The sequence below is a fragment of the Segatella hominis genome (genome assembly GCF_004535825.1).
GTDB classification, from domain to species: domain Bacteria; phylum Bacteroidota; class Bacteroidia; order Bacteroidales; family Bacteroidaceae; genus Prevotella; species Prevotella hominis.
Window position 1 is genome coordinate 95,420 of record NZ_SGVY01000001.1, and the last position, 18,025, is coordinate 113,444.

The window sequence follows — 18,025 nt, forward strand, 5'->3', positions numbered from 1 at the left end:
GCCATATTTTTCCTATATTATGCATTTGGAGTCTGAGCAGTAGCATCAGCGAACACGTAGCCCTTAGCTACAGTGATTACTACGCCACGAGCAATCTCAACATCTACAGTATTCTGCTCCAAGTTGATACGCTTAACGGTGCCATAAACACCACCGCCAGTAACAACCTTAGAACCTTCCTGCAGAGAATTCTGGAATTTGCGGATTTCCTTCTGCTTCTTCTGCTGAGGACGAATCATGAAAAACCACATGATAACAAAAATTGCTACCATCATAACGAGGATGCTTATATTACCACCACCACCTTGTGCTACCAATAATAAATTCATAGTTGCTATTATTTAAAATGTTATTAATATTCTGTTTTCAACTTCAGTCTATCGACCTCAGTCTGTTTTCATTACGGAACTTTATCTTCTGTGATGTTCCTTGCGAGGAGGCAATTCCTTGGCAATGATACCGCGGTCGATGAGGAATCTGCCGATATTGTCGAGCATTCCGTTCACATATCCGCCGCTTCGAGGAGTACTATATACCTTGGCCAAGTCAACATACTCATTGATGGTGACGGAAGCAGGAATATTTGGGAAATTGACCATCTCTGCAATGGCAATCTGCATAATAACCACATCCATGTAAGCCAGACGGGAGAAATCCCAGTTGCGGGAAGCATCACTCATATAGCGCTGATACTGGTCGCAATTGAGAATAGTAGAGCGGAACAGCTTGCGGGCAAAGTCACGGTCCTCCAAATCTTTATATTCAGGAAGAAGTTCCTGGTCGGCCTTATTCTCCTGCTCGAAACGCTTGATGGTTTTGAGCACAAATGTGTCAACCACTTCTTTGTCATCATTCCAATAGAGGCTCTTTTCCTCCAGAAGAGCATCCAGCTCTTCATTGTTCATCACAAAATTCTTGTAGAACTTACGCCAAGCCTCACGGTCTGCCTCATAGTTGTCTTCCTCTGAAGCCATGTACTCCTGAAAAGCCTCGCTGGCTGTAATGTTAGTGTAGAGCTTACGCACGAATTCAATGTCATCATCCCATGAAGAATGTTTCGCATCAATCCAATCTCCCAACATTTTGTTTTCTTCCAACTGAACTGCCAAACGATTGAACGCAAATTTCTGCGATAGAGCCTCTGCCCCTTCACGCTGAGCACGAGCCAACTCCACGTCGTAACGCTTGCGAGCCTCTTTAGTGACAGCCACAATGAGTTGCAACATGTAGTTATACAAGTCGTACGCTTTAGAAAGACTAAACAACAATTCCTTCTCAGCATTATCCATGTTGTGATTGCCGTTTTGATAGTACGCATAGGTTAACTGTACAATCTTTCTTCTAATTAAATCCCTATTAATCATTCTCTAATAATTTAAAGGTTTATATTACTGTCGTTATTTGACACGGCAAAAATACATATTTTATATGGAACATGCAAGAAACCAGTGGATATTTTCTACTTTTTTAAGGATAGAAAGCCCGTTTACCCCCTTCTGAGTCCTCAAAGAATTACTTTTTAGCATTTTTTTCTTCATAAATTTGCTTATTTCAAATATTTGTTGTAATTTTGCACCCGCTTTTGCAAAGCTTATCCGTGTGATGGCGAGTTAAGGCACTAATTATTAATACTTAATTTAGAGTAACACAAATGAAAGAGATTAATGTAACAGGTCAGAAGCGTACAGACCTTGGCAAGAAAGCTTCTAAGTCATTGCGTAAGGAAGGTTTTATTCCTTGTAACTTGTATGGTGAGAAGAAGGGTGAGAACGGTGCTCCAGAGGCATTGTCATTCGCTGTTCCTTTCGCTGAGTTGCGTAAGGTTATCTACACTCCTCACGTATATGTTATCAACCTCATCATCGACGGTGAGAGCCACACAGCTATCATGAAGGAGATCCAGTTCCACCCAACTACAGACGCTCCTTTGCACGTTGACTTCTACGAGGTGAACGACCAGAAGCCTATCACTATCGGTATTCCAGTGAAGTTGGTAGGTCTCGCACAGGGTGTACGTGATGGTGGTCGTATGAACCTTTCTATCCGTAAGATCAACGTAACTGCTCCTTACCAGGTAATTCCTGAGCACCTCGATGTTGACGTTACTGAGTTGAAGATCGGTAAGAGCATCAAGGTTGGTGACCTTTCTTTCGAGGGTCTTGAGTTGGCTACAAGCAAGGCTGTTGTAGTTTGCTCTATCAAGATGACTCGTAATGCACAGCTCGCTGCTCAGCAGGCTGCTGAGGCTGAGTAATCTTGCTTAGACAACCCGTAGATTTAAACTTTTTAGATTTTTCAAATTGGATAAATATTTGATTTGTGGTCTTGGAAATCCGGGCGATGAATACGCAGGAACAAGACACAACACGGGATTTATGGTATTGGACGCTTTTGCTAAAGCGTCCAATATTCATTTTGAGGATAAGCGTTACGGATTCGTGGCCGAAACTTCCATCAAGGGACGTAAGGTGTTTCTTCTGAAACCTACCACCTTCATGAACCTCAGCGGCAACGCCGTAAGATACTGGCTCAACCAGGAGAAGATAGATCAGAAGAGGCTGCTCGTCATCAGCGATGAACTGGCTCTGCCGCTCGGCGCTTTCAGACTGAAAGCCAACGGAAGCAACGGCGGACACAACGGACTGGGACACATCCAGCAGCTTATCGGACAGAACTACGCCCGACTGCGCATGGGTATCGGAAACGAATATCCACGCGGAGGACAAGTGGACTGGGTGCTCGGAAAATACACAGAGGAAGACATGAAGGAACTGCAACCTGCCATCGACCTCGGTGTGGACATCATCAAAAGTTTCGTCCTACAAGGTATTGACATTACAATGAATCAATACAACAAGTTAGGAAAAAAATAAGAAATGAAAGAAACGGCAAGAATAGACAAATGGCTCTGGGCTGCCAGAATCTACAAGACACGCAGCATTGCGGCTGATGCCTGCAAGAATGGGCGCGTCACCGTGGGCGGCGTAAACAGAAAACCATCCTACATGATCAAGAGAGGAGATGTGGTCAGCGTGAAAAAGGCGCCTATCACCTACTCTTTTGAAGTGCTCGACTGCATTGAGCAACGAGTTGGTGCTAAAATGCTCTTTGCTGTCTATAAGAATGTAACCGACCCTAAGCAGTATGAACTGCTGGAAATGAGCCGCATCAGCGGTTTCGTGGACAGAGCCAGAGGTACAGGTCGTCCTACTAAGAAGGAACGACGTGCGCTGGATGCTTTCGTGGACCCAGCCATGTTCGGATTTGAAGACGAAGACTGGGAGGAAGAGGAATAAAAGTTGCGTTTTCAGCGACGACAACAGAGACTATAGCGACAAGTCCAAGTACGAGGTTTTCTCTCTGACTTTCGGTTATAAATTCAAACTGTAGGATATTCTTCCTAAAATTTAAATCTCCCACAACTTTGACTTTCTGTAAGTTGTGGGAGATTTTTCGTATCTATATTCCAAATATATACATCATAGTATTCCAAAAGGGAAGAAAAAGGAAATATTTTACCCTAAAACGTAAAAAACTCATCAAAAAGTTTGCATCCTATTGTTTTTTACTATATCTTTGCCCTCGCTAACAGGAACAAACGGCCTGCAAATATGCTTTCTATATCAACAGAAAAGATGGATTAGCAAAATGCTCCCCCGTCTGCCTCTATTAGCAAATATAGTAGAATTCTAATATATAAAGTAAAAAGTAAATTTAACAAATAGTATTAACTAAATTTAGATTAGAGATTATGAAAAAGATTATTGCAATGGCAGCTCTCGTGCTGTCTTCAGTAGGTGCTTTCGCACAGTATTCAGCAGGTGATTTCACTCTCCAGCCAAAAGTTGGTTTGAACTGCTCTTCTTTAACAGAAGACGACGCTGATTACAAAGCTGGTTTTGTAGGCGGTTTGGAATTGGAATACCACGTATCTCCATTAATTGGTATCAGCGGAGGTCTCCTCTACTCGATGCAAGGATGCAAGGCAAAGGATGTTGATGATTTCAAAATCAACTTAGATTACATTAATATCCCAATCTTGGCGAACTTCTACGTTGCAAAAGGTTTTGCTTTAAAGGCAGGTATCCAGCCAGCATTCAATGTAAGCAACAAGGTTAAGTATCAAGGTGTCAGCGTAGACTACGACAAGTATGCCCCAAAAGGAGCCAAGATCAAGACTTTTGACTTTGCCATCCCTGTTGGTGCTTCATACGAATACCAGAATTTCGTATTGGATGCACGTTACAACATTGGTGTAACAAAAGTTGCAGATATTGATGATGCTGGCTGCAACTCTGTTTTCCAACTTACCCTTGGCTACAAGTTCAGCCTCTAAGTCATAGATATTGAATATTTTGCAACTATTTCACATACATAGGAAGTTGCAAAATAAAAATACAATTGTCCCCCAATAGTATTCCGAAAAATACTATTGGGGGATTTCCTTTCCATGCCCAGTTAAGCGTGCTGTAAATAAAGTTACGCATGCAGCAAATGACTATTAAATGTGCATTAAATGATTCACAAGTTATTTCTATTTTTGCGCATCCTCCTTGATTTCCTCAATATAGGAAACATCATTCGAAGAAGAAGGAGTTGATGAACTGATTTCTTCTGCCTTCGTCCACTTCCGCTTATTATTAGCTATCTTGAATGCATTGATACATTCCACAACACCATAGATAAGCATGGTCCAGCCGATAATGAAGAGCGGTGCAGAGGCTATGGCTGAAGGTTTGATGACGGCAAGCAAACCAATCAGGAGAATGATGGAAGGAAATATCCAATAAACTATTCCCACACGTCCCAACTTGCGAGCCGTAGCAAGATTCATAAACTGCGTCAATGCGCCCATAATCAGAATGACAGAAAGAATGAACATCAGACTGTTGATGAACGTATTAGGCATCAGAGCCAAAATCAAACCCAGACAGAGACTGCCTATTCCCACAATAGGAAAATGAGGAGTCAACCCCGTGAGCTGCTTTCCATTAGCATCATAAACAACACCTACTTTACCAGAATTCCTCTTGGCACTGAAATAGGTAACGATGGAAATGACTCCCGAGAGGAAAAACAACACACCGATGGCTATGGTAATCCAAGTAACCGTCTGTTCACGATACTGAATGAGAAGTGCACCTACGATAATCGCACAGATTGCACGGAAAAATGAACTATGTATTACTTTCATATTTCTTTTTAGATTAATATTCGACAAACTATTAAAAAAAACTTCTACAAAAATACAAACTATCTTTGATAAATCCAACTTTTTTTGTAATTTTGTTGGCAAATTAAGGATATTATGACAAAATTGTATTTAGTTAGACATGGTGAGACTGTAGATAATGCAGCCCAGATTATGCAAGGACAAACACCAGGCAAGTTAAACGCCACCGGCATTGCCCAAGCTGAGGAAGTAGCTCGCAAGATGGTCAATGACCACATCGATGTATTCATATCCAGCGATCTCTACCGCAGCATCCAGACTTGTGAGATAATCGCCCTACCTCATTTTCAGGACGAGAAATCCATGCAACAAGCCATGATTACAACCCCACTGATACGGGAGCGCGACTGGGGCGATTTCACAGGTAAGTTCATCCCAAGTCTTCCCAAAAATCCGAAAGACTGGCCAGACAACATCGAATCTATCGAAAAGATGAAATCACGCGCACAGAATTTCCTCACCTGGCTCAAGGTGACCTATCCCGACAAAACTATTCTTGCCGTAGGACACGGCATTATCAACAAGGCTATTCAGAGCGTATATTTCAAACGCCCTATGAACGAGATAGAAAAGATGGGAAACGCAGAGGTAAGAGTTCTGATCTTATAATCTGCTTTTATTCCCCACCTTATTATATATATAGAAGAATCCAAACTATAGAATACCCAATATCCTATATGAAGAAGATTCTATATTCACACTTAACACTTAACATTTAACATTTAACATTTTAAAAACCCTCTCTTATGGCAAACAAAATCGCTTTAATTACAGGAGCTACCAGCGGTATCGGTGAAGCATGTGCACGCCGATTTGCCCAAGGCGGATACGACCTGATTCTTACAGGAAGAAACACAGGCAAGTTGGAAATCATCAAGAAAGAACTCGAAAATGCTTACGGCATTATGGTCCTTGCATTGGCTTTTGACGTCCGCAACCGTGAAGCTGCCCAGAAAGCCGTTGATTATATTCCTTCACACATGAAGAATATCGACGTGCTCATCAACAATGCCGGTCTGGCTCGTGGACTGGAACCTGAATACGAAGGAGACTTCGAGGATTGGGACCAAATGATAGACACCAACATCAAGGGACTTCTCACCATGACCCGCCTCATCGTGCCAGGAATGGTCAGCAGAAATCATGGACACATTATCAATATCGGAAGTGTTGCCGGTGATGCTGCTTACGCAGGAGGCAATGTTTATTGTGCCACCAAGGCTGCCGTCAAAGCAATTACAGACGGACTCCGTATCGACGTGGCTCACACCAAAGTGCGCGTCACCAATGTAAAACCAGGATTGGTGGAAACCAATTTCTCCAACATCCGCTTCCATGGCGACAACGCCCGTGCCGACAGAGTTTACGACGGAATCGTACCGCTCAATGGTGATGATGTGGCAGATGTGGCTTTCTATGCAGCCAGTGCTCCAGAACACGTCCAGATAGCTGAAGTACTTGTGCTGGCCACCCATCAGGCAAACGGCACTGTCATTCATCGCAACTAAGAAATCCTCGCAAACAGAAAACGATTGCGATAAAATAGAAAATCCTCGCTACGAACCCAACGATTCGTAACGAGGATTTTTATTGCTAAGACAATTTGCCTGAGAGCGTTTATTTGTCGAGTTTCTCCACCAATCCTGTCACATAACTGCAAAGGATTCCGATACCCTTCTCGTTTTCACCACCCTGCGGAATGATGATGTCTGCATAACGCTTGGTGGGTTCGATAAACTGCTCGTGCATAGGTTTCAGCACCTTCAGATATCTGTCCACAACCATCGAAACCGTACGGCCTCTGTCTATTGTATCGCGCTGGATATTGCGGATGAGTCGCTCGTCAGGGTCAGCATCCACGAAAACCTTCAGGTCCATCAGGTCACGCAGCTTCTTGTTGAGCAAGGTCATGATTCCCTCGATGATGATAACCGGCTTCGGTTCCACATGGATCGTCTCCTTCTCACGATTACATTTCAGATAACTGTAAGTAGGCTGTTCGATAGCAATTCCATTGCGCAAATCAGCCAACTGCTTATGGAGTAATTTCCAGTCGAAAGCATCAGGATGATCGAAGTTGATAGCATGTCGCTCCTCATCCGTCATTCCCGTCGTATCATTATAATAGGAATCCAGAGGAACCACAGCCACATAATGAGGAGGCAAAGCATCCACGATTTTCTTGACCACAGTTGTCTTGCCCGAACCGGTTCCTCCTGCAATACCGATAATCGTTATTTTATCTTTTTCCATAGATTCGTTAATATTAATTTATTGTACGCGTACCTTATTATATATATAGAATAAACCCAGAGATCTCATCAGAAATCAAAGAATATCATCAAACATTCTCTTGTAGAAATCTGCTTTTTTCTCAACTGCCAAAGGATAAGCCCGGCTGCTGCTTGGCATTCTATAGAGCCTCAACGTGCGATTCTCGAAAGAAAACTCCACGTATCCTCCCATGGCAGGAGTCTCAGTAATACCATAATGTTCAGAAAACACCTTGGTAGCCAACTGTCCTGCCGTCAGCACCGCTTTACATTCCGGCAAAGCTCGCAGCATTCCATCCAGATCAGACTGTTCCACAATTTTCAAATCCTTGTCAGAAGCCGTATTCTTGGTACGAATCACTTTCTGCGCCGTATCAAAGAGAGCAACTCCCTTTTCTCCAAGAAATTCCTTGATAGCCTCCAGCCTGTATTGCTTATGCTCTACATCCACGAAATGAAGTTTATCTCCGAAAAAGATAATTCCAAAGATGCGCCACATATCATTCTGGAAATTAGGATAATACCAGGGAATGCACCAGCGCTTGGGTGAAGGCGGGAAAGTACCGAGCATCAGGAGATGCGCATTCTTGGGCAACCAAGGTTCGAAAGGATGACTCTCTATCATCACTTCACTTCCTTGACCAGGTACATGACTACAGGCAGGTGGTCGCTGAAACCATTGAGCCATCTGCCACCAGCCTGAGTGCGCAGCGGAGCACCCTTGTACTGACCTTCCTGCTGGATAAGATAATCGCGGCGGAAAACCTGGTGAGCAAAATACTTCAATGTAGAGAAATCCTTATTCTTAGCATCCTTGTTGAGCAGATTTGGCGTAATCACTATCTGATCGAAGAGATTCCAGTTGCCATTATAGAATAAGGTGCCCTTACCCTGCTTGGCCAGAATATTATACCATGGATTGTACATATCGTTTGGTCCAACCTGACTGATCTCCGGTTTGGCACTCAACACCTCATGCATACTCTTATTGGTAGGATCATCATTCATATCGCCCATTACAAACACCTTCATATCCTTGTTGATGCGAAGCAGACTATCCTTGACAGCCTTGGTTTGGCGGGCACCCGACTCACGATAGAAAGAACCAGAGAAACGGCTTGGCCAGTGACAAACAATGACAGCCACATCCTCACCAGCCATTTCACCACGAACAGTGAGGAAACCACGAGTATAATAAGCACTGTCCTTCGCCTTCTCCTGAACATAAGGCACTAACTTTACATTCTTCACAGAGAAGAGAGAAGGATTGTAGAGGAAAGCACAATCGATGCCACGACGGTCTGGACCTTCAATATGACAGTATTTCATATTGCGAGCCTTCAGAGGAGCCTGCTCTATCAGGTCGTCCAGCACCTTATGATTTTCCACCTCAGCCAATCCGATGAACGCACAACCTACCTTAGGCAACTTATCCGTACCCATATCGGAAAGAGCCTTGGCCATGTTGCGCAACTTATTGGTATATTTCATTCCGTTCCATCCCTTGGCAGGAAGATATTCATAATCATTCTTGCCCTCATCATGGCAAGTATCGAAGAGATTCTCCTGATTATAAAAACCTACTGCATAGAGATTGAATCGTTTCTGCCCTTGAGCAAAAGCAGCCAGACTGACTATCAGGAAGGCCGCAAACATCAATACATTTTTCTTCATAAATTTATTTTTTTATTTAGATTATCAAAAATCTTAAGTTAGTAAATGTGCGAAAACTCGCTATTAGAATGCAAATATCGGCATTTTATTTGAAAAAACCGCATACTTAATCAAAATTTAAACGAAAAAACTTTTAATTTTAAAAAATATTTTGTTACTTTGCAGACATTATTAGTAATTAAACTATAAACTATGCAACAAAAGGTAAAATTAGCAATGCTTGCGCTCTGTTATGGTCCGCTGGCTTTTGCACAGAATGTTGAGCAAAAGGCTGCATCCAACCTGGACGAGAACGCATTCACATTCACCGAAGCACAGTTGGGTGAGGATGATGACATGTCTCAGAATGTAACCATCCTCAACTCTACCTCTAACGTTTATGCATCGGAGGCAGGATTCCTCTTCTCTCCTATGCGTTACCGTTATCGTAGCTTCAATCAAAAGTATAACGAGGTTTACATCAATGGAGCACCTGTCAACGACATGGAAAGCGGTCAGTTCCGTTTCTCCAATATCGGTGGCTTGAACCGTTTCTCCAGAAATGTAGATTTTGCTTTGCCTTTCGAAGGAAATAACTATTCTATGACAGGCATGGCTGGTAGCAACAACTACGACTTCCGTGCCGGAAGCATGCAAGTGGGTCAGTATGCCTCAGTTGCTGTTGCCAACAGAAATTACACACTTCGTGGTCTCTACACTTACAGCAGCGGTTTCAACGACCGTGGCTGGGCATTCAGTGCCGGTCTCACCTACCGATGGGCCAACCGTGGTTATGTGGAGGGTACTTTCTACAATGCTTTATCTTACTACATCGGTGTTCAGAAGAAGTGGAACAATGGTCACTCCCTGAGTATCTCTACCTGGGGCAACCCTACCGAGCGCTCTACCCAGGGTGCTTCTACCGACGAGGCTTACTGGCTCGCCAACGACCGTTACTACAACCCTTACTGGGGTTATCAGAACGGCCACAAGCGCAATTCGCGCGTTGTCAACGACTTCTCCCCTTCTGCTATCGCAACATGGGACTGGGACATCAATGATAAAATGAAACTCACAACTTCTGCATTTGCCAAGTACTCTATGTACAAGAGCACCAAGCTCAACTACAACAATGCAGAAAACCCACAGCCAGATTACTGGAAGAACATGCCAAGCAGCTACTATGACATCTGGAATCCTTCTTCTGTCAACAACAACCCTAATACATGGCAGAGCTGGAAGAACTCATACGATTTCTGGACAGCAAGCAAGGCTAACCGCCAGATTGACTGGGACCGCCTCTACTATGCTAACGAAAATGCAGCAAAGGCTGGCAATGAAACAATGTACTACATTCAGGCTAAGCATAATGACAACTTGAACCTCACCTTGTCATCTACGCTTACTGCAAAGGTAACCAAGAACTCCAAACTGGTGAGCGGCTTCATCTTTGCCAGCAACAGCAACCGCCACTACCAGACTTTGGAGGATATGCTTGGCGGCTCTCTCTTCCACAACATCAATAATTACGCTCTCGGAAAGTATCCAGCTACTGATCCAAGAGTTCAGTATGACTTAAACCGTCCTAACGCCCCAGTCAACGAAGGAGACAAATTCGGTTATGATTACAAGATTGAGGTGATGAAGGGCTTGCTCTGGACATCTTACACTGCAGAATTAGGCAGATTCCAGACTATGTTCAGCGCTAAATTGGGTCAGACCAATATGCGCCGTCATGGCTATATGCGCAATGGTATGGCTGCAGAAAACTCTTATGGCAACAGCGGAATCGCCAGAATGGGCGAAGGTGGTGCCAAGGGTAGCATCAGCTTCGACGCCGGTCGCGGTCATGCGTTCAAATTAGGTGTTGGCTACGAGTGGCAGCCACCTAAGGCTAACACTGCATTCGTATCTCCTGAGATCCAGAATGACTTCGTGAGAGATTTGCATGATGAGCATATCTTCAGCAGCGAGTTCGCTTACCAATACCAGAACTCATGGATGCACGCCAACGTGAATGCATACTATAGCCGTCTTGACCACGTTACGGAGTGGCAGAATTTCTATAGCGATATGGACAACTCGTTCGTATATTTCAGCCTTCCTGGCTTGCAGAAGGAATACTATGGTGTAGAATTGGGTCTCGACTTCAAACTCACATCTTTCCTCAACTTCAAGGCTATCGGTACTTTGAGCGACAACAGAATCCTCAAGGATATTGAGACTACACGTTCTGAGTCTGTCACAGGCGACTTGAATACTGAAATGACATATATTAAAGGTATGCGCGAGAGCGGAACTCCTCTCAACGTAGGAAGCCTTGGTTTGAGCTATCATGCAGGTGGCTGGTTCATCGACCTCAATGCCAACTACTATGACCGCATCTACCTGTCATACGCACCTATCTACCGCACCCAGTCTGAGTTGTCTCGTCTCAACGCATTCGACAACTTCGGCAACCTGATGCCAGGTTATACAGACCAGGCTAAGGGTCATGGTGGCTGGATGGTTGACGGCAGCATCGGCAAGAGCGTACGCTTGAAGCACGGCAGCTTAAACTTCAACTTGATGATTACCAACATCCTGAACAACCAGAAGATCGTATCTGGCGGTTATGAGCAGAGCCGAAGCGATTTCTCAGGTAATGGTGATAGCAGCAAGGAGCGCGTTTACAAGTTCTCCAAGAACCCTAAGAAGTATTACGTATTCGGGACAAACGGTATGTTCCAGGTTTCTTATAGATTCTAATAAAAAGGAAAGATATGAAAAAAATATTATTCATAGCAATGGCTTTTGCCAGTATGTTTTTTGCATCTTGCATGGGCGATGGTTATGCTGATCCTGATAATACGATTAAGGTGCCTGCGGCTCCTGTCGGTGACAATAATATCAAGGAGAAGAATGTCATCACAATTGCACAGCTGAAGGAAGACTACAACAGCCTCATTGCTAATAAGAGATATGAACAGATAGACAAGGACATCCAGATCAAGGGTTACATTACCGGTAATGATCTCGGTGGAAACCTTTACAACGAGGTTTGTCTGCAGGACGAGACGGGTGGTATCTTAGTTTGCATCAACAAGGGTGCTCTCTATGGCGAACTTCCTGTTGGTCAGCAGATTCTCATCAATCTGAAGGGTCTCTATATCGGTGGCTACGGTTCTCAGGCAGAATTGGGCGGTGTCTATACCAACACCACTACAGGTGCTCAGTCTATCGGTAAAGTTGACCGCTACGAGTGGAACAAGCATTTCAAGATTTTGGGTTCTCCAGATGCAACCAAGGCTGAAAGTATGGTTGAGGTGTTCGACAAGACCAAGATCAAGGATGCTGACTATCTGAAGTCTTGCTCTGGCAAGTTGATGCGCATTGAAAATGTACAGTTCTCTCAGGCTGACGGTAAGACCGTTTATGCCCCAGAGACAGAAAAGGACAAAACCAACTGCGTGAACCGCAACTTGACTGATGCAGAAACCAAAACACCTATCAGTGCTTCCAACCTCTTGGTTCGCACTTCAGCTTATGCCAAGTTTGCCAATGTCGCTTTGCCAAAGGATCCTGTCAACATTACAGGTATTTTCACCCGTTTCAACAATGTTTGGCAGATTCTGATCCGTACAAGCAATGATGTAGAGACTGCGCTGAATGTTACTGGTGGAACTAAGGAAGAACCTTACACCGTAACCAACGCTCTCAAACTCATCAATGCCGGTAAATATACAACAGATAAGGTTTATACTACCGGAATCATCTGTGAGGTTGGTAGCGTAGATACAGGCTCGTATGGTAATGCAACATATTCTATCTCTGAAGATGGAAAGGCTGTTGCCGGCAAGATGATCAAGGTATTCCGCGGCTTCAATCTCGACAACCAGAAATGGACAGAAGAGACAAAGGGCACCCTTGCCGTAGGAAAGAAGGTTGTCATCTGTGGAGCATTGACTATGTACAATGGCACTCCAGAAATTGACAGCGGAAACTACCTCATCTCTATCAAGTAATTCATCCATTAGAAATTTTTAAATAGAATAACAATATGAAAAAGATTATATATTCATTGTTTGTGTTGGCTATGGCAGCCTTTACTTTCAGCAGTTGCGAGGACGTTCCTGCTCCTTACGACATGCCTACTAAGCCAGAGACTCCAGAACTTTCAACAGATGGAACTGAAGCCAACCCATATACAGTAGCTGATGCAAAGATTGCTGCTACGGGTACTAATGTTTTCGTAAAGGCTTTCATCGTAGGTTATGTACCTGACAAGGCCCTGAATGAAGCTATCTTCAGCGATGCTGCAAGTGCAGAAAAAGCTCCAACAAACATCTTGATTGCTGCAAGTGCAGATGAGACCAACGTAACTAACTGTATGCCAATCCAGTTGCCAGCAGGTGCAATTCGTACTGCACTCAACCTCAAGGACAATCCTGGCAACTTGAAGCAAGAAGTGATTCTCTGCGGTAATATTGAGAACTACTTTGGTGCAACTGGTTTGAAGAGTGTTGCCTATGCTAAGATTGGAGCCAAGGAATTTGGCACAAAACCTGGCGGTTCAACCACTACTCCAGATACTCCTTCAACAGGTAAGGGTTCTGCAAGTGATCCATACACCGTAGCAGAAGCTATCGCAGCCATCAAGGCAGGCGCTCCTACCTACGAGGTTTACTTGACAGGTACTGTTTCTGAAATTGATTATTACAATGATCAATACAAGAGCCTTTCTTACTACATCTCTGACGATGGTAAGAGCAAGGACATGCAGGTTTATTCTGGTAAGGGTTTGAATGGTGCAGACTTCACATCTAAGGATGATTTGAAGGTTGGTCAAAAGGTAACTATCAAGGGTATTATCAAGGCATTCAATAAGAATGGTACCGATATCATGGAGGTTGACAAGAACAGCACTATCATCAAGATAGAAGGCGAAGGCACTGGCGGTGAGGTTACTCCAAAGCCAGATACTCCAGACACACCTTCTGCAGGCGAAGGAGTTTCAATCGATGGAACAACAGTAACATTGACAAACAGCAAAGCTACTGCTGGTGAGAGTGTAACATTGAATTTTGCTGATCAAGGATTTGAAAACGCTCAAGAAATAAAAACCGTCACTTTACCTGATGGTACAACTGTCACTTTTGATGCTAACGGAAATAAGAACACACCAAAATTTTACACTGCAACAAAGGGTGTTCGCGTATACGCAAATAGCATTCTTAAATTTGAAGGTATAAAGGATATTGCAAAAATCGTGATGCAATGCGATTCTTATAGCGGCACAAAATACGTTGGAAATGAAACAGCAACAATTACCTTCTCAGGTAAAACTGCAACTTACACCAACATTTTCACAGGAACAACTGGTGGTGGCGTCCAACTTCGTGTTCAAACTATAGAAATTTTCTACGCTAAGTAAATTCTATAAAAAATAATCCATATTTCCCCATTGCCTCGCATCAGGCAATGGGGATTTTGTTTACAATGTATGTAAATACTAACTAGGAAATAGAAGGTTCCTCCAGAAGTTCCTGCTATGCCCTTCAAGCGGTCCCTCGATGAACACGTGATGGGGAACTGGTGAACAAGAGACGAGCAACAAGGGATCACGAGGCGGGCAACGAGTGCCCAAACAGAGAACCGCAATTTGGGCAATATATCTGTAAAAATAAAAAAAAGAGTAAAAGAAAGAAAAACATCAGGAAATATTTGGCAGAAAGAAGAAAAAGTCGTAACTTTGCACCCTGTTAAGTGTAAAGGCTATAATGGGCATGCACCGAAAGGACATGAGATGATGCGAAGAACATCCCCATAACGTCTATTTTTAATAACCCAATAAAAATAAAAAAGAAAAATGAAAAAAGGTATTCATCCAGAGAACTATCGTCCTGTAGTATTCAAAGATATGTCTAATGGCGACATGTTCCTCTCTCAGTCAACATGCAAGACTAACGACACTGTTGAGTTCGAAGGCGAGACTTATCCAGTAGTAAAGATTGAAATCTCCAGCACTTCTCACCCATTCTATACAGGTAAGAGCAAGCTTGTTGATACTGCAGGTCGCGTTGACCGCTTCATGAACCGTTACGGTAAGTTGAAGAAGTAATATACCTTTTCATTTAAAGGATATATTATCGCAAGATACAAAAGTGCGTTCGAGCGTAGTTGCATATACGCTGGTACGCACTTTTTTCGGTTTTATACATTTCTACGAGAATGACTATTTTTATATTACAAATTATATTCTAACACGACTTTTATGAAACGAATCAAAATTTACCTTTTGATGCTTCTCGCTGCACTCACAGTAGGTAGCTGTGGAAGCGATCATGACGGTCCTGGCGGTGGAGTTGACAATGGCGAAACTGGCGGTGGCGGTGGAATTGTCAATACGAATAAAAACATCAATGTTGTAACCCCAGGAATGCCTGACGAAATCACACGTTTGGAATTTCCAAAGGTGAAAGGTGGAACAAGTAAAGTCATCGTTCACGAAACTGATCAATATGGTGTCAACTTCTGCACAGAATTTGATACCAGTAAGAAATCACAGCGATGGAGTTGCTATGCTGTCTATAAGAGTAACAACCTGAAAGGATGGAATAGACAGAACTGGAGGAATGGAACATCTTGGGAAGGTAAGACATGGAAAAGTGACCCTTTCCAGATAGATCCCCAAATTCCTGCCAATATGCAACCAAGTACTAAAGAATTCAGCTCTTCCAGTTTGCCAAGCGAAGGAATCACGTACTTCCAGAGAGGACATATCGTTGCTTCTGAAGACAGAATCTGCAGCAAGGATGTAAATGGACAGACTTTCTATATGACCAATATGCAGCCTCAGATAGGAGAGTTCAATGGTGGTATTTGGGCTGATATGGAAGCTAAAATCAGAAACTTCCTGACATACAACATGAGCACGCAAGCTGCGTATGCCAATGATACCATGTATGTCTGCAAAGGTGGAACCATTGACAAATCAGAGCAAATTTTGGGCTATACTAAAAATAGATTTATAGTTCCTAAATACTTCTTTGCAGCAGTCATGATCAAAAATAAATCCGGTCATAAAGCTATCGGATTCTGGTTTGAACACAAAAAAGATTATCCTAAAACAGAAAAACTGAGCGCACATATTGTCAATATTGCCAAGCTTGAAGAACTTACTGGTATCGACTTCTTCTGCAATCTTCCTGATGATGAAGAAAGACAGATCGAGAACGTGAATATCACACCATCCTATTTGCAAACCGTTTGGAAAATAACAAACTAAGTTCTCTGATACTTTACAACAATTCACTATACGAACAAGAGGATGCATCGGAACGATTCGTTTGATGCATCCTCTTAACTTTTCCTCCAACACAAGGTCTATCTTCTGCTATTAAAACGAGAAGACGTTCCCTTAATCGGACTCTGATAAGCAGCCTTACCAAATGATTTATGCTCAGTTACGCCTGCTCCACGAGTCTGAGCCTTGGCATGATTGGTATCGTTCAAGCGCTCAAAATCAAAATAGATAACATCGCCCTTAACGCTTCCCGTGCCTATCATATAACCGAAGAAAGTATCATAGCCTTTCTTGTCTTCATACCCTAAATGGAAACCAACCTGAGAAGAACCATAGTCTAACACAAAGGTTGCCCCACTATTTTTGTACTTGATATAGATATCTCCATTATCCTCTATGTACCAGGAGAAATCCAAGGTCTGGCTCTTATCTTCAATGACATTTCCTTGAGAATCCAAGAGATAATCAGTCTCCACACCCTCTCCACTATAAGATTTTGAATTCTGATTATATTGGAAGAACTTCATGGTCGTATAATAAACATCTGTGCTACGCGATTCACCATCCTCATTGATATAAGAATAATCCATCTCGCCACCCCATTCTCCACAGAGAGTCTGGGCCATCGCCGTACGTTCATCACCGCCCTGGTTGTTCCCATTACCACCCTGATTCCAATAATCATTATTCCAGTGCCAGTCACCATAGTTATTGCTCCAGCCGTATGGATCGTGCCAATAACCATCATACCAAGGATCATCGTCACAACTGACAAATGTCATGGATGCTACTGTTATCGCAGCCAACATCAACAAAGATTTTATATATTTCATATCTCGTCCCTTTCTTTTTAATCTGTTCCCTGAGGAAACAGCAAGTCTCTTTACTTATTCTTATAATTGACCACTCTTCTCAGATATTTCAGAGAATCAGAATCTGAGGAAGAAGCACGGGTATCATCGAAAGTTCCCTGATGAGGCTTAGCCCAACCATATCCCCAGGAATCATACCAATCATCACTATCATACCAGTCATAATTCCATCCGTTAGGAGAAGCCGTCTTCACCAATCTGAAATCCGCGCTGCTATTTCCACATTCAACCGTACCATAGAAATAATCATCATCCAAAGAATAGTTATAAATCGTAGCATACGAGTTTTCCTCTATGAAGTGAATTTTGATGACACCATTACTCACCGCCCACTCTATATGATTAGCAACGTAATTCCAAGGAGCATTGCTGTATCGGTCTATCCAATACCCCTTTCCGTGGTCGGAATAAGAGTTGCTTGGTATAAACGTTATCTCAGAAGTGGTAGAAGCATAATAATGATCACCATACTTCAATCCAATATCCATATAGCCTTTCCAAGTGCCATATAAAGTATCGCCAATGTCAGCGTCCTCATCGCAAGATGTGAAACTGAGGCTCATCAAAGCCACGATAGCCATCGTCAAGAGAGTCTTTAAATTTTTCATATCTATATAAGTCTTTAAATTACATTTCTTTGTTTATTTGCTGCAAAGATACGCCAAATAATCATACCAACAAAGGGTTTTTAGGAAAAAAACAGGGAGAA

General features: G+C 43.0%; 19 protein-coding genes. 11 read left to right on the forward strand and 8 right to left on the reverse strand.

Going from position 1 to position 18,025, the window contains the following annotated elements; all coding sequences use genetic code 11:
• Positions 1-17 precede the first annotated feature (17 nt).
• Both yajC and nusB read right to left on the reverse strand, forming a co-directional pair.
• Positions 18-329, reverse strand: coding sequence for a preprotein translocase subunit YajC (gene yajC, locus EXN75_RS00405; protein WP_134842354.1), 312 nt, complete (start codon positions 327-329; stop codon positions 18-20).
• Positions 330-410: 81 nt separating this feature from the next.
• Complete coding sequence (gene nusB, locus EXN75_RS00410; protein WP_134842355.1) at positions 411-1,364, reverse strand: transcription antitermination factor NusB; 954 nt, start codon at positions 1,362-1,364, stop codon at positions 411-413.
• A 287-nt stretch (positions 1,365-1,651) separates the two neighbouring features.
• Between nusB and EXN75_RS00415 the strand changes: the two genes are divergently transcribed.
• The 4 genes from EXN75_RS00415 (at position 1,652) to EXN75_RS00430 (ending at position 4,336) form a co-directional block, all read left to right on the forward strand.
• Positions 1,652-2,254: a 50S ribosomal protein L25/general stress protein Ctc gene (locus tag EXN75_RS00415; RefSeq protein ID WP_134842356.1), complete on the forward strand. Its 603-nt coding sequence runs from the start codon at positions 1,652-1,654 to the stop codon at positions 2,252-2,254.
• Positions 2,255-2,300: 46 nt separating this feature from the next.
• Positions 2,301-2,873, forward strand: a complete 573-nt coding sequence (pth, locus tag EXN75_RS00420) for an aminoacyl-tRNA hydrolase (protein WP_118116440.1) — start codon at positions 2,301-2,303, stop codon at positions 2,871-2,873.
• Between the two features lie 3 nt (positions 2,874-2,876).
• A complete protein-coding gene (locus EXN75_RS00425) occupies positions 2,877-3,296 on the forward strand; it encodes an RNA-binding S4 domain-containing protein (RefSeq protein ID WP_118116442.1) in 420 nt (139 codons plus the stop codon).
• Between the two features lie 455 nt (positions 3,297-3,751).
• Positions 3,752-4,336 (forward strand): porin family protein, encoded by a 585-nt coding sequence (locus EXN75_RS00430; RefSeq protein ID WP_134842357.1) that lies wholly within the window; start codon positions 3,752-3,754, stop codon positions 4,334-4,336.
• 198 nt (positions 4,337-4,534) lie between these two features.
• Here EXN75_RS00430 and EXN75_RS00435 read toward each other — a convergent pair whose 3' ends face one another.
• A complete protein-coding gene (locus tag EXN75_RS00435; protein ID WP_134842358.1) occupies positions 4,535-5,194 on the reverse strand; it encodes an HdeD family acid-resistance protein in 660 nt (219 codons plus the stop codon).
• A gap of 114 nt (positions 5,195-5,308) precedes the next feature.
• Between EXN75_RS00435 and EXN75_RS00440 the strand changes: the two genes are divergently transcribed.
• A complete protein-coding gene (locus tag EXN75_RS00440) occupies positions 5,309-5,842 on the forward strand; it encodes a histidine phosphatase family protein (RefSeq protein ID WP_134842359.1) in 534 nt (177 codons plus the stop codon).
• Positions 5,843-5,979: 137 nt separating this feature from the next.
• Positions 5,980-6,741 carry an SDR family NAD(P)-dependent oxidoreductase gene (locus EXN75_RS00445; RefSeq protein WP_022110925.1) on the forward strand — a complete coding sequence of 254 codons (762 nt, stop codon included), beginning with the start codon at positions 5,980-5,982 and terminating at the stop codon, positions 6,739-6,741.
• Positions 6,742-6,850: 109 nt separating this feature from the next.
• Here the strand turns inward: EXN75_RS00445 and udk are convergent, their stop codons facing one another.
• The 3 genes from udk to EXN75_RS00460 form a co-directional block, all read right to left on the reverse strand.
• Positions 6,851-7,486, reverse strand: a complete 636-nt coding sequence (udk, locus tag EXN75_RS00450) for a uridine kinase (protein WP_118116450.1) — start codon at positions 7,484-7,486, stop codon at positions 6,851-6,853.
• A gap of 75 nt (positions 7,487-7,561) precedes the next feature.
• Positions 7,562-8,131, reverse strand: coding sequence for a uracil-DNA glycosylase family protein (locus tag EXN75_RS00455; protein WP_134842414.1), 570 nt, complete (start codon positions 8,129-8,131; stop codon positions 7,562-7,564).
• A complete protein-coding gene (locus tag EXN75_RS00460; RefSeq protein ID WP_134842360.1) occupies positions 8,131-9,180 on the reverse strand; it encodes an endonuclease/exonuclease/phosphatase family protein in 1,050 nt (349 codons plus the stop codon). The genes EXN75_RS00455 and EXN75_RS00460 overlap by 1 nt, the downstream gene beginning before the upstream one ends.
• Before the next feature lie 192 nt (positions 9,181-9,372).
• On the opposite strand from EXN75_RS00460, the gene EXN75_RS00465 reads away from it, so the two are divergent.
• The 5 genes from EXN75_RS00465 to EXN75_RS00485 all read left to right on the forward strand — a co-directional run bounded on the left by EXN75_RS00465 (position 9,373) and on the right by EXN75_RS00485 (position 16,426).
• Entirely contained in the window at positions 9,373-11,907 is a 2,535-nt protein-coding gene (locus EXN75_RS00465; RefSeq protein ID WP_134842361.1) for a TonB-dependent receptor, read from the forward strand.
• Between the two features lie 14 nt (positions 11,908-11,921).
• A complete protein-coding gene (locus tag EXN75_RS00470) occupies positions 11,922-13,163 on the forward strand; it encodes a DUF5689 domain-containing protein (protein WP_134842362.1) in 1,242 nt (413 codons plus the stop codon).
• 35 nt (positions 13,164-13,198) lie between these two features.
• Positions 13,199-14,572 (forward strand): DUF6359 domain-containing protein, encoded by a 1,374-nt coding sequence (locus EXN75_RS00475; protein ID WP_134842363.1) that lies wholly within the window; start codon positions 13,199-13,201, stop codon positions 14,570-14,572.
• 435 nt (positions 14,573-15,007) lie between these two features.
• Positions 15,008-15,259, forward strand: coding sequence for a type B 50S ribosomal protein L31 (locus EXN75_RS00480; protein WP_006847266.1), 252 nt, complete (start codon positions 15,008-15,010; stop codon positions 15,257-15,259).
• Between the two features lie 153 nt (positions 15,260-15,412).
• Entirely contained in the window at positions 15,413-16,426 is a 1,014-nt protein-coding gene (locus EXN75_RS00485) for a DNA/RNA non-specific endonuclease (protein WP_134842364.1), read from the forward strand.
• A 98-nt stretch (positions 16,427-16,524) separates the two neighbouring features.
• Here the strand turns inward: EXN75_RS00485 and EXN75_RS00490 are convergent, their stop codons facing one another.
• Together EXN75_RS00490 and EXN75_RS00495 are read right to left on the reverse strand one after the other, a co-directional pair.
• A complete protein-coding gene (locus EXN75_RS00490) occupies positions 16,525-17,277 on the reverse strand; it encodes a hypothetical protein (protein ID WP_134842365.1) in 753 nt (250 codons plus the stop codon).
• A 50-nt stretch (positions 17,278-17,327) separates the two neighbouring features.
• Positions 17,328-17,924: a hepatitis A virus cellular receptor 1 gene (locus EXN75_RS00495; RefSeq protein ID WP_134842366.1), complete on the reverse strand. Its 597-nt coding sequence runs from the start codon at positions 17,922-17,924 to the stop codon at positions 17,328-17,330.
• Between the last annotated feature and the right edge of the window lie 101 nt (positions 17,925-18,025).